Annotated in this window: 9 protein-coding genes; 3 read left to right on the forward strand and 6 right to left on the reverse strand. The window is 72.2% G+C overall.

Annotated features, from left to right (window positions below; genetic code table 11):
* Nucleotides 1-35: 35 nt before the first annotated feature.
* Together lipA and lipB are read right to left on the reverse strand one after the other, a co-directional pair.
* On the reverse strand, nucleotides 36-992 hold the full coding sequence (lipA, locus tag VLJ82_RS19470) for a lipoyl synthase (RefSeq protein WP_408665025.1): 957 nt from the start codon (nucleotides 990-992) through the stop codon (nucleotides 36-38).
* The gene (lipB, locus tag VLJ82_RS19475; protein WP_408665026.1) at nucleotides 985-1,632 is read right to left on the reverse strand and encodes a lipoyl(octanoyl) transferase LipB; all 648 of its coding nucleotides are present in this window, start codon (nucleotides 1,630-1,632) and stop codon (nucleotides 985-987) included. Before lipB ends, lipA begins: the two co-directional genes overlap by 8 nt.
* Nucleotides 1,633-1,911: 279 nt before the next feature.
* On the opposite strand from lipB, the gene VLJ82_RS19480 reads away from it, so the two are divergent.
* Both VLJ82_RS19480 and VLJ82_RS19485 read left to right on the forward strand, forming a co-directional pair.
* Nucleotides 1,912-4,131, forward strand: coding sequence for an MMPL family transporter (locus VLJ82_RS19480; protein ID WP_408665027.1), 2,220 nt, complete (start codon nucleotides 1,912-1,914; stop codon nucleotides 4,129-4,131).
* 67 nt (nucleotides 4,132-4,198) lie between these two features.
* On the forward strand, nucleotides 4,199-5,893 hold the full coding sequence (locus VLJ82_RS19485; protein WP_408665028.1) for a serine/threonine-protein kinase: 1,695 nt from the start codon (nucleotides 4,199-4,201) through the stop codon (nucleotides 5,891-5,893).
* On the opposite strand, the gene VLJ82_RS19490 is transcribed toward VLJ82_RS19485, so the two are convergent.
* The 4 genes from VLJ82_RS19490 to VLJ82_RS19505 form a co-directional block, all read right to left on the reverse strand.
* Nucleotides 5,883-6,785, reverse strand: coding sequence for a TIGR01777 family oxidoreductase (locus VLJ82_RS19490; protein ID WP_408665029.1), 903 nt, complete (start codon nucleotides 6,783-6,785; stop codon nucleotides 5,883-5,885). The genes VLJ82_RS19485 and VLJ82_RS19490 overlap by 11 nt on opposite strands.
* 46 nt (nucleotides 6,786-6,831) lie before the next feature.
* Nucleotides 6,832-8,544 carry a 2-oxoglutarate dehydrogenase, E2 component, dihydrolipoamide succinyltransferase gene (sucB, locus tag VLJ82_RS19495; RefSeq protein WP_408665030.1) on the reverse strand — a complete coding sequence of 571 codons (1,713 nt, stop codon included), beginning with the start codon at nucleotides 8,542-8,544 and terminating at the stop codon, nucleotides 6,832-6,834.
* A 69-nt stretch (nucleotides 8,545-8,613) separates the two neighbouring features.
* Nucleotides 8,614-10,032 carry a dihydrolipoyl dehydrogenase gene (gene lpdA, locus VLJ82_RS19500; RefSeq protein ID WP_408665031.1) on the reverse strand — a complete coding sequence of 473 codons (1,419 nt, stop codon included), beginning with the start codon at nucleotides 10,030-10,032 and terminating at the stop codon, nucleotides 8,614-8,616.
* A 174-nt stretch (nucleotides 10,033-10,206) separates the two neighbouring features.
* Nucleotides 10,207-11,691, reverse strand: a complete 1,485-nt coding sequence (locus VLJ82_RS19505) for a leucyl aminopeptidase (protein ID WP_408665032.1) — start codon at nucleotides 11,689-11,691, stop codon at nucleotides 10,207-10,209.
* A 113-nt stretch (nucleotides 11,692-11,804) separates the two neighbouring features.
* Here VLJ82_RS19505 and gcvT point away from each other — a divergent pair.
* The coding region (gene gcvT, locus VLJ82_RS19510) for a glycine cleavage system aminomethyltransferase GcvT (RefSeq protein ID WP_408665033.1) at nucleotides 11,805-12,614 on the forward strand (810 nt) is incomplete at its 3' end.

The following is a 12,614-nucleotide window of genomic DNA, read 5'->3' on the forward strand; positions in this document are numbered from 1 at the left end:
CAGAGTGAGTGGAATCAGGGGGAAGGGCCGGAAGGTCAGCGGCGGGCTTCGAGAGCCTGCTGGTAGAGCCGGCCGGCCCGGTACGACGACCGCACCAGCGGCCCGCTCATCACGCCGGCGAAGCCGATCTGCTCGGCCTCCTCGCGCAGCTCCACGAACTCCTCGGGCTTAACCCAGCGCTCCACCGGGTGGTGCCGCGGGGTGGGGCGGAGGTACTGCGTGATCGTGATCAGCTCGCACCCGGCGTCGTGCAGGTCGCGCAGCGCCTGGGAGACCTCGGAACGCTCCTCGCCCATGCCGAGGATCAGGTTGCTCTTGGTGACCAGGCCGGCCGCGCGGGCCTGGGTGATCACGTCGAGCGAGCGCTCGTAACGGAAGCCGGGGCGGATGCGCTTGAAGATGCGCGGCACGGTCTCGACGTTGTGCGCGAGCACCTCGGGCGTGGCCCCGAACACCTCGGCCAGCTGGTCGGCGTCGCCGTTGAAGTCGGGGATCAGCAGCTCGACGCCGCAACCGGGCTGAAGCTTGTGGATCTGGCGGACCGTCTCCGCGTAGAGCCAGGCGCCGCCGTCGGGCAGGTCGTCGCGGGCCACACCGGTGACCGTCGCGTACCGCAGGCCCATGGTGGCCACCGACTCGCCGACCCGGCGCGGCTCGTCGGCGTCGAACTCGGCCGGCTTTCCGGTGTCGATCTGGCAGAAGTCACACCGGCGGGTGCACTGGTCGCCGCCGATGAGGAACGTCGCCTCCCGGTCTTCCCAGCACTCGTAGATGTTGGGGCAGCCGGCCTCCTGGCAGACCGTGTGCAGGCCCTCGCTCTTCACCAGCCGGCGCAGCTCGGTGTACTCCGGCCCCATCACCGCGCGGGTCTTGATCCATTCCGGCTTGCGTTCGATGGGGGTCTGGGCGTTGCGGGCCTCGATGCGCAGCAGCTTGCGTCCGGAACCGGGTGCGGTCGCGGGGCCGGGCTGGAGCGCGCTGGCGTCAGTCACGGGACCGAGCGTACGCGGCGACCAGGCCGGGCAGCAGCGACTCGACCACCGGCAGGGCGTCGGTGACGCTGACCTCGCGGCCGAGCTCGGCGCTCAGCGACGTCACCCCGGCGTCGGAGATGCCGCACGGCACGATCTTGTCGAACCAGCTGAGGTCGGGATTGCAGTTGAGAGCGAAACCGTGCAGCGTGACGCCCTGGGCGACCCGGATGCCGATCGCGGCGACCTTGCGCTCGGGCCCGCGCTCGTCGGCGGGCAGCCACACGCCGCTGCGGCCGGCGACCTGGCCGGCGGTGACGCCCAGCTCGGCGCACACCTCGATCAGGATCTCCTCCATCCGGCGGACGTAGGCCACCACGTCGACCGGATCCGGCAGCTCGACGATCGGGTACCCCACCAGCTGGCCGGGACCGTGCCAGGTGATCTTGCCACCGCGGTCGACGTCGATCACCGGGGTGCCGTCGACCGGGCGTTCCCAGGCCTCGGTGCGCCGGCCGGCGGTGTAGACCGGTGGGTGTTCCAGCAGCAGCGCGGTGTCGTCGATCTCGCCGGCGACCCGCTGGGCATGCAGCTGGCGCTGCCACTGCCAGGCCTGCTCGTAGTCCAGCAGCCCGGCCCGGATGGTTCTCAGCTCAGCCACGCGATCATCTCCTCGCCGACCACCCTAATCCGCCGCAACGACAAAAGCCGTGGGCGTGGGTGCGGTCACAGTCGCCACCCAGGACCGCCGTTGTTGCCTGCCGTTGTCGGTGGGCTGCGGTAGGAAATGCCGTACCGAACCGACACCGCCAGCAAGTACGATGCCGCCGGGCAACCGTTCCTCAAGGTTCTCACCAGAGCCTCGAACCCCCGGCGTCTCGAGCCGTTGACCTGCTCCCCCGGGCAGTCCGATCACCTCGACAAGCAGGGAGATCTCGACATGACTGATGTCAGAACGCCGCCAGCGGCTGCCCCGGCGCCCGGCAGGCCACGCCAGCTGCCCCGCGGCCTGCCGGTGTTCACCGTGCTCGCGGTCGCGATCCTGGCCTTCCTGGCCGGCGGGGCCGGCGGCTCCTACCAGGGCAAGCTGCCCGAGGTCGAGAAGAACGACAACTCCTCCTGGCTGCCGGGCTCGGCCGAGTCGACCAAGGTACTGGGGGAGTCGGCGAAGTTCATCAAGATCGAGAACGTGCCCGGCTTCATGGTCTTCCACCGGCCGAGCGGCTTGACAGACGCCGACCGGGCCGCGGCCAGCAAGGCGGCAGAGATCGTTGCCAGGACTCCCGGGATCGACACCGACGCGCTTACTCCGCCGCAAACCTCCAGTGACGGCACGACGATCGCGGTGTTCACGCCGCTGGTGGCGAAACAGGACGGCAAGGCCGTCAGGTTCGACAAGATCGCCAAGTTGGAACAACAGGTCGTCGATGCCACCACGGTCGGACTTCCGGAGGGCCTGAAGGCCTATCCGGCCGGGCAGGCGGGACTGTTCCTGGCGTTCTCCGACGCCTTCGCCGGCATCGACGGCGCGCTGCTGTTCGCCGCGCTCGGCGTGGTGATCCTCATCCTGCTGTTCGTCTACCGCTCGCCGGTGCTGTGGATCTTCCCCATCCTGTCGGCAGTGCTTGCCCTCGGGCTGTCCTCGCTGGTCATCTACTACCTGGCCAAGAACGACGTCGTCACGCTGAACGGGCAGAGCGCGGGCATCATGCCGGTGCTGGTGCTCGGCGCCGGCACCGACTACGCGCTGCTGCTGATCTCTCGCTATCGCGAGGAACTACATACCTACCCCAACCGCTTCGACGCCATGATCAAGGCGTGGCGTAGATCGGCGCCGGCCATCGTCGCCTCGGCCGCCACCGTCATCCTCGGCCTGCTGTGCCTGAGCTTCTCCAGCCTGGCATCCGACAAGAGCCTGGGGCCGGTGGGCGCGATCAGCATCGCCTGCACCCTGATCCTGGCCATGAGCTTCCTGCCGGTGGCATTGGCACTGGCCGGCCGATGGGTGTTCTGGCCCCGCAAGCCCAAGGCCGACCAGATGGTGGACCTCGCCAGCCACGGCTTCTGGGCCCGCGTCGCAACCAAGGTCGACAGCAATCGCCGGACGGCCTGGATCGGTGTCGGGCTGGTGCTAGGGATCTGCCTGCTCGGCCTGGGCACCCTGAAGGCGCAGGGCCTCGACACGGCGCAGGGGTTCACCAACACCCCGGACGCGGTTGTCGGCCAGGATCTCTATCTCGCCAAGTTCGCCCGGGACACCAGCACGCCCGCTGTGATCGCCACCAACGCCGGCTCGGTGGAGGCCGTGATCGCCGCGGCGTCGAAGGTCGCCGGGGTGGACACCAAGCCTGGCGCGGTGTGCATCCAGGTCGACTACCCGAAGCTGGCAGCCGCCGTGAAATCCGGCGCTGCCCTGCCAGGCGAGGGCTGCGCTCCGGAGTCGTTGCAGGTCCAGCCGATCGACGGTCGCACGATCGTCAACGTGACGCTGGCCGACCCATTCGACTCCCGCGAGGCCTACGCCACGGTGGGCCGGCTCCGGGACGCCGTCCACGGCGTCGCAGGCGCCGACGCCCGGGTCGGCGGCGCCTCCGCCGCGACGCTGGATGTCCAGGATGCGTCGGTGCATGACCGCAATCTGATCATCCCGATCGTGCTGCTGGTCATCTTCCTGGTGCTGGCGGTGCTGCTGCGGGCAATCGTGGCGCCGGTGCTGCTCATCCTGACGGTGGTGCTCTCCTTCGGAGCCGCACTAGGACTGTCGGCGATCGCGTTCAACCACCTGTTCCACTTCGCGGGCGCGGACCCGTCCTTCCCGCTGTTCACCTTCGTGTTCCTGGTGGCCCTGGGCATCGACTACAACATCTTCCTGATGACCCGGATCAGGGAGGAGAGCGTTCGGCACGGCACGCGGGTGGGCATCTCCCGGGGCCTGACCGTGACCGGTGGCGTGATCACCTCGGCGGGTTTGGTGCTGGCCGCCACGTTCGCGGTGCTCGGCGTGCTGCCCATCGTGTTCCTGGCCGAGCTCGGCTTCGCGGTCGCGGTCGGGGTCCTGATGGACACCATCCTGGTGCGCAGCATCCTGGTGCCGGCGCTGGCGGCCGACATCGGCAAGAGGATCTGGTGGCCGTCGAAGCTCGCCCACGGCGCGGACTGACTCGCTGTCCCAGCGGGCCTGTGGACAACTTCGGGCACGGTACGGCGGTTTCTCCTACGGTGGCCCGATGGCGTTCACTGTTCCCGGCTACCAGGTCGACCAGCTGCTCGGCTTCGGCAGCCATGCCGAGGTGTGGTCGGGCCGCGCCGTCGCCACCGGCGAGCCGGTGGCGCTGAAACGGATCGTGCTGCCGGGCAGCGCCGGCCCCGACCGGATCGCCGAGTTGGTACAGGCGGCCCGGGCCGAGGCGGCGCTGCTCACCGTCCTGGAGCACCCCAGCCTGGTCCGGCTGCACCGCTACGTCCAGACGCCGGCCGCGGCGGTGCTGGTGATGGAACTGGCCGAGGGCGGCTCGCTGGCCCAGCTGCTGCGCCGGCGGAACCGGCTGACCCCGGCCGAGGTGGCCGCCGCGCTCAGCCCGGTGGCCGCGGCGCTCGCCTTCGCCCATGCCGAGGGCGTGCTGCACGGCGACGTCAGCGCCGCCAACATCCTGTTCACCGCGGCCGGCCACGCCAAGCTGGCCGACCTCGGAGTGGCCCGGATGCTGTTCGGGCCCACCGGGCCCGACCGGGTGCTGGGGACGCCCGCGTACGTGGATCCAGTGCTGGCCGCCGGTGGCACCGCCGGCCCGTTCAGCGACGTCTTCTCCCTCGCCGCGGTGGCGCTGCACTGCCTGACCGGTGCCGGTCCGTGGCAGGGCGATGGGCCCGGTGATCTGCCCGCGGTGCTGGCCCGGGCGGCCACCGGGGTGATCGAGAACCTGGACGCCCGCTTGGCGACCTGCCCGCCGGCGATGGCCGCGGTGCTGCGCCGGGCACTGGATCCGGAGCCACACCGCCGGGGCTCGGCGGCCGAGCTCGCCCTCGACCTGGGCGCCAGCGTGCCACGGGGGCCGGTGGTGCTGGCCGCCGGTCGGATCGCGCCGGGGGTGGGACGGCACTCGGTCGAGCGGCATGCGCCGGCCGCCACCGACGCGGTGCCGGCCGACCTGACCCATGTGGCCCGGCTGCAGATCCGGCCGGAGCCGGCGGCACCGATGCCGGAAAGGAGCTGGCGCCGGCGGTTGGCCGTCCCGGCGCTGGTGGCCGGGGTGCTGCTGGCCGGCACGGTGACAGCCACTGCGGCGGCTCGTGGTGGCTGGCCCGGTTTGGCTGCCGGCCCACACCGGAGTGCCCCGCCGGCGCCGGAAGCCGCCCGGACCCGGGCAGCGAACCCTGGCCCGCCCGCCGGCCCGGCCAAGTCTGCGAGCTCGGCCACGAGCGGAGCCACAGCGGTGGCAATACCCTCGGCGGGCTCCGCCGGTCCGGTCCGTCCCGCCGGCTCGGCCGGTTTCTCGGTGCCGGCCACTGCGAGCGGGCGGGCCGACGGAGACCCGGCACCGGACGACCCGGATCCGGCGGCGCTGCTGCGCCGGCTGGCGGATCGGCGGGCCGCCGCCTTCGCCGCGAACCGGCCGGAGCTGCTGGCCGGCGTCTACCAGTCGCCGGAGCTGCTGGCCGAAGACGCCGCGCTGCTCGGCTCCCGGGTGCCGGCCGGCTGCGGCTTGGCCGGCCTGCGGACCGGCTACACCGACGTCACGGTCACCAGCAGCACCGGTAAGCGCATCGAGGTGCAGGTCACCGCCAGCCAGCCATCCGCGACCCTGCTGTGCGACGGGACGGTCCGCAGCCGGACGCTGCCGGCAGCTCCGGCCCGGTTGGCCGTCACCCTGGTGCGGGTGGGGGAGGAGTTCCGGATCGCCGGGCAGCGCGCTAGTTCTTGACCGCCCAGTCCAACGCGCTCGGCAGGTCGGCATGGATGAACCGGTACCCGCTGGCGAGCAGCTTCTCGGGCAGCACCCGCTGGCTGATCAGCACGCCCTCGTCGGCGAACCGGCCCACTGCCAGCCGCAGCGCGAACGCCGGTGCCGGCAGCATCGAGGGGCGGTGCAGCGTCTTGGCCAGTTCCGCGCTGAACTCGGCATTGCGAACCGGTTCGGGGCCGACCAGGTTCACCGGGCCGTCCAGCTGCTCGGTCTGCAGGATGTGCCGGATCGCGCCGATCTCGTCGGCCAGCGTGATCCAGGACTGGTACTGCCGGCCGGAGCCGAGCTTGCCGCCACCGCCCAGCTTGAAGATCGGCACCAGGCGCTTCATCAGCCCGCCCCGGGCGCTGAGCACCAGGCCGGTGCGCAGCATCGCCACCCGCACCCCGGCACTGCCGGCGGGCTCGGTGGCCGCCTCCCACCGGCGAACCAGGTCGGCCAGGAACCCGGTGCCGGCGGTGGCCGTCTCGGGCAGCGGCTGGTCGCCCCGCTCGCCGTAGTAGCCGATCGCCGAGGCCGAGACGAAGGTTCCCGGACGCAGCTCCGGCGGCAGCCCGGCCAGCGTCCGGGCGATGGTCGAGGTGGGTTGCACCCGGCTGGTCACCAGCACCTGCTGGTAGGCCTCCGTCCAGCGCTTGTCACCCACCCCGGCCCCGGACAGGCACACCACCGCGTCCGACCCGGCCAGCACGAGCGGGTCCAGCTCGCCCCGCTCGGGGTGCCACTCGAACTCGGACTCGGTTACCGGGCGCCGGCGCACCAGGGTGTGCACCTGGTGGCCGGCGTTGCGCAGGTCGTCGGCCAGCGCCGTCCCGAGAAAGCCGGACGCCCCGGCGAGCACCACCTTCACCGCACGCCTCCGGCCGGCCCGGACGTCGGTCGGCCGGCCACGGTGCTCAGCCGAGCCCGAGCGCGCGTTCGAAGGCGCCGGCCTCCAGCCGGGTCTTCATGGTAGTCAGGAACCGGGCCGCGTCCGCGCCGTCGACGATCCGGTGGTCGTAGGACAGCGCCAGGTAGACCATCGAGCGGATCGCGATGATCTCGCCGAGCTTGTCGTCCGACAGCACCACCGGACGCTTGACGACCGCCCCGGTGCCCAGGATCGCCACCTGCGGCTGGTTGATGATCGGGGTGTCGAACAGGGCACCCCGGCTGCCGGTGTTGGTCAGGGTGAACGTCCCGCCGCCCAGCTCGTCCGGCGACACCTTGTTGGTCCGGGTGCGCTCGGCGAGGTCGGCGATCTTGCGGGCGATGCCGGCGAGGTTGAAGTCGCCGGCGTTGTGGATCACCGGCACCAGCAGGCCGCGCTCGGTGTCCACCGCGATGCCCAGGTGCTCGGCGTCGTGGTAGGTCACCGTGCCCGCCTCGGTGTCGACCGAGCAGTTGACGTTCGGGTGCGCCTTGAGCGCCTCCACCGCGGCGACCGCGAAGAACGGCAGGAAGGACAGCTTCACGCCCTCCCGCTTCTCGAAGTCCCGCTTGGCGGCCTCGCGCAGCCGGGCGATCCCGGTGATGTCCACCTCGACCACGGTGGTCAGCTGGGCGGAGGTCTGCAGCGACTCGACCATCCGGGCGGCGATCACCTGGCGCAGCCGGGACAGCTTGACGGTCTGGCCGCGCAGCCCGCTGGCGTCGGCGGCCGGCGCCGCCGGCTGGGCGTGCGAGGTAGCCGGGGTAGCGGCGGCGGCCGGCGGCTGGGCAGCCGGTGCGGCCTTGGCAGCCTCGGCCTCGGCCCGCTGCTCGGCGGCGGCCTGGGCCGCCGACAGCACGTCGGACTTGCGAATCCGGCCGCCCACCCCGGTGCCGGTGATGGAGCTGAGGTCGATGCCGTGCTCGCTGGCCAGCTTGCGGACCAGCGGGGTCACGTAGGTGCCGGCCACCTCGTCGTCCTCGGCGCCGGCCGGGACCGTGCCCGTCTCCCGGCCCGAGTCCGATGCCGGAGCCGCCTGGGACGGCGACGGAGCGGAAGCGGGCGGGGGTGCGGCGGCCGGCGGGGGAGCCGCGGCCGGGGCCGGAGCCGCGGCGGGAGCCTGCGGGGTGGACGGGCCGGCCGAGCCCGCCTCCGGAGCCGCCTCGCTGACCGGCTCCTCCGGTGCCATCTCGTCGGTGGACTGCTCGTCGGCGGGCCGGGCCTGGGCCGCCTCGCCCTGGCCGCTGTCGGCCTGGCCCGCTTCGTCCTGAGCAGCCTCGTCCTGACCGCTGTCGGCCTGGGCGGCTTCGTCCTGACCGCTGTCGTCCTGGCCGCTGTCGGCCTGGGCCGCCTCGTCCTGAGCGTCCCCGGACGACTCGGACGACTCGGACGGCGCGGACTGCTCCTCGGAACCGCCCGACTCCGCCTGCCCGGAACCAGAACCCGAATCGGCCGCCTCGCTGGCGTCGCTGATCACCGCCAGCTCGACGCCGATCTCGACCGTCTCGTCCTCGCCGACCTTGATCGAGGTGAGGATGCCGGACGCCGGCGAGGGCACCTCGGTGTCGACCTTGTCGGTCGAGACCTCCAGTAGCGGCTCGTCGGCGGCGACCTCGTCGCCCTCCTGCTTGAGCCAGCGCGTAACGGTTCCCTCGGTCACGCTCTCACCGAGGCGCGGCATGGTCACTGAGACCGGCATGTTGTCTGGCTCCTATTCGTTGTTCAAGGCCGAACGGTCAAGGCCGGATGCGAGAGAGGGCGCCGGCGCTCAGTCGTGCACGTGCAGCGGCTTGCCGGCGAGCAGCAGGTGCGCCTCGCCGATCGCCTCGGACTGCGTCGGGTGCGGGTGGATCAGCTGGGCTACCTCGCTGGGCAGCGCCTCCCAGTTGTAGATCAGCTGTGCCTCGGCGATCAGCTCGCCGACCCGGTCGCCGACGATGTGCACGCCCAGCACTCTGCCCACAGCGCCGTCGGCGGCTTCGGCGACCAGCTTCACCGCGCCCTTGGTGTTCAGGATCGCGCTGCGGCCGTTGCCGGACAGGTCGTAGGTGACCGTCTTGATCCCGTCGGCGCCGTACTTCTCCGCGGCCTGCGCCTCGGTGAGCCCGACCGAGGCCACCTCGGGGCTGGAGTAGGTGATCCGCGGCACGCCGGCGTAGTCGATCGGCACCACCGGCAGGCCGGCGATGTGCTCGGCGACCAGGATGCCCTCGGCGAAGCCGACGTGCGCCAGTTGCAGGTGCGGCTCGCCGCTGATGCTGACCAGGTCGCCGACTGCGTACACGCCGTCGACCGAGGTGCGCAGGTATTCGTCGGTGATCACGAACCCGCGCTCGATCCGTACCCCCTGCTCCTCGTAGCCGAGGTTGGCCGAGCTGGGACCGCGGCCGACCGCCACCAGCAGCAGCTCGGCCTCCAGGGTCGTGCCGCCTTCCAGCGAGACCTTCACGCCGCTGTCGGTGTGCTCGACGCTTTCGAACCGGGCACCCAGCTTGAAGTTGATGCCGCGCCGCCGGAAGGCCCGCTCGAGCAGCTTGGAGTTGGCCTCGTCCTCCAGCGGAACCAGGTGCGGCAGCGCCTCGACGATGGTCACCTCGGCGCCGAAGGACCGCCAGGCGCTGGCGAACTCGACCCCGATCACCCCGCCGCCCAGCACCACGGCGCTGGACGGCACGTGGTCCAGGCCCAGGGCGTGCTCGCTGGCGATCACCCGGCGGCCGTCCAGCTCCAGGCCGGGCAGGGTGCGCGAGTACGAGCCGGTGGCCAGCACCACGTTGGTGCCGGTGTAGGTCTGGTCCCCGACGGTGACCTGCTTGGGCCCGGTGAGCCGGCCCTCACCCTCGACGATGGTGATGCCACGGCTGCGGATCAGGCCCTGCAGGCCCTTCCAGTTCTTGCCGACGACGCCGTCCTTGTACTTGTGGACGCCCGCCATGTCGATGCCCTCGAAGCTGGCGTTGACCCCGAACTGCGCGCTCTCGCGGGCGGCGTCGGCGATCTCGCCGGCGTGCAGCAGCGCCTTGGTCGGGATGCAGCCCCGGTGCAGGCAGGTGCCGCCCACCTTGTCCTTCTCGATCAGCACCACGGACTTGCCCAGCTCCGCGGCGCGCAGCGCCGCGGCGTACCCGCCGCTGCCACCGCCCAGGATCACGACGTCGACGTTGTTGTCGGCCCCTTCGGCTGCCACGAAAGTCTCCCAGCTCGGGGGTTGTGCCACCCCGATCGTTCCCAGTGTCCGGCCGGCCCGGCGCGTGCCGGGCCGGCTCCATCTTGTCACTTCATCTTCATGCGCGGGCAGCCGGGCGGGCCCTGATCAGCTGATGCCGGACGGCCCGGATTGCGCTCCGGCCCGGGCCGTGGACTAACCGCCCGCCAGGTCGGCCAGGCACGCCAGGATGGTCCGGACGATCACCCCGCTGCCGCCCTCGCCGTTGTACCCGGACGCCGACTTCAGGAACGCCGGGCCCGCGATGTCGATGTGCACCCAGTCCAGGCCCTCGGGCACGAAGTCCTTGAGGAAGGTGCCGGCGACCAGCATGGAGGCCGACCGGTCGGTGGGCAGGTTGACGATGTCGGCCACCGGCGAGTCCAGCCGGGTACGCAGCCGCCGTTCCAGCGGCATCGGCCACAGCGACTCACCGGCCGCCGAGCCGAGCGCCACCACCCGGTCGCGGAAGGCGTCGGTGCCCATCACCCCGGCGGTGCCGTGGCCCAGCGCCACCACCTGGCCGCCGGTCAGGGTCGCGGTGTCGATCAGGCAGTCGGGGGAGTCCTCGCAGGCCCGCAGGATCGCGTCGGCCAGGATCAGCCGGCCCTCGGCGTCGGTGTTGTCGACCTCGACGGTGCGCCCGTCGTGCATCACGATGATGTCGGAGGGCCGGTAGGACGCGCCGGACACCGCGTTCTCGGCCATCGGGACGGTCGCGGTGACCGCCACCGGCAGCTTCAGCCGGGCGGCGGCGATGATCGACTCGATGACCGCCGCGGCGCCGGCCATGTCGGACTTCATGTCGCCCATGCCGGTGTTCTTGAGGTCCAGCCCGCCGGTGTCGAAGGTGATCCCCTTGCCGACCAGTGCGACGTGCGCCCGGGCCCGGGCCGGGGCGTAGCTGAGCCGGACCAGCCGCGGGGGGGTGTGCGAGCCGCCGCCGACCGCCAGGATGCCGCCGTACCGGCCGCGCTTGAGGGCCCGCTCGTCGAGCACCTCGACGGCCAGGCCGGCCGCCTCGCCCTGCTCGCGGGCGTAGCCGGCGAAGGTCACCGGGTTCAGGTCGTTGGCCGGGGTGTTGACCAGGTCGCGGGTGTTGTTGACCGCCTCGGCGATGATCCGGGACCGGCGGACGGCGGCCCTGGCACTGGCCTGGGCCGGTTCGGACACCGCGATATCGACCCGCCGCAGCGCGTTGGGCTTGGCGCCGGACTTGTACTTGGTGAACCGGTAGGCGCCGAGCAGGGCACCCTCGGTGACGGCGGCCACCAGGTCGGGATCGGTGCCGTCGCCGATGGCCACCGCCACCCGGCCGGCCGACTCCAGCCCGCGCAGCGCGGTGCCCACCGCCCGCCGGACGGCTTCGGGGTCGAGGGTGCCGGGCGCACCCGGGCCGAGGCCGGCGGCCACCACCAGCGGGGTGGCGATCTTGCCCAGCGTCGGGATCTTGACCGCCTCGTCGGCCCGTCCGGTGGCCTCCACGGCCCGCAGCGCCGGCAGCAGCGCGCCGTCCAGAGCGGCGTCGACACCGGCCGCGCCGTCGGCCAGCGCCACGCCGGTGCCGGTCGAGACCGTCGCCACCACGATCGCGTCGGCGGTCACCGGCGACGCGCCGTCGATCAAGGAAACCGATGTCATGCGGCAACTCTATGTGACGTGACTTCCGGCTCCGGTGCGCCCGTCCGGCTCGCGGTTCGTCCTCCTCCGGGCAGCTCGCGCGGTGGGTTTGGCCGGCTCGGTACGGTTGCGCCATGACTGAGCTGCGCCGTTCCCCGCTGCACGACCGGCACGTCGATCTCGGGGCCAAGCTGGCCGACTTCGGGGGCTGGGAGATGCCCATCGAGTACAGCGCGTCCGGTGGTGGCGTGATCGCCGAGCACACCGCGGTCCGGACCGCGGTCGGCATCTTCGACGTCTCGCACCTGGGCAAGGCCACCGCCGCCGGGCCCGGCGCCCGGGAGTTCGTCAACTCCTGCCTGACGGCCGACCTCGGCAAGATCGCCCCCGGCCAGGCGCAGTACACGCTGTGCTGCGCCTCCGACGGCGGCGTGATCGACGACGTCTTCAGCTACCTGGTCGGCGACGACGAGGTGTTCCTGATGCCGAACGCGGCCAACGCCGACGAGGTGATCGGGCTGCTCGCCGCCGCGGCGCCGGACGGCGTCTCGGTCACCAACCAGCACCAGGACTTCGCGGTGCTCGCCGTGCAGGGCCCGAAGTCGCCGGAGGTGCTGCAGGCGCTGGACCTGCCCGCCGACCTGGACTACGTCAGCTTCGTCGACGCCGACCTCGACGGCCGGCGGGTCCGGGTCTGCCGCACCGGCTACACCGGCGAGCGCGGTTACGAGCTGATCCCGTCCTGGGACGACGCCGGAGCGCTCTGGGACGCCCTGGTCGAGACCGCGCGGGGACTGGGCGGGATGCCGGCCGGGCTCGGCGCGCGCGACACCCTGCGCACCGAGATGGGCTACCCGCTGCACGGCCAGGACCTGACCCGCGAGATCAGCCCGGTGCAGGCGGGCTCGTCCTGGGCGGTGGGCTGGAAGAAGCCGGCGTTCTGG

This window comes from Jatrophihabitans sp. (genome assembly GCF_035474675.1).
Classification (GTDB): domain Bacteria; phylum Actinomycetota; class Actinomycetes; order Mycobacteriales; family Jatrophihabitantaceae; genus Jatrophihabitans_A.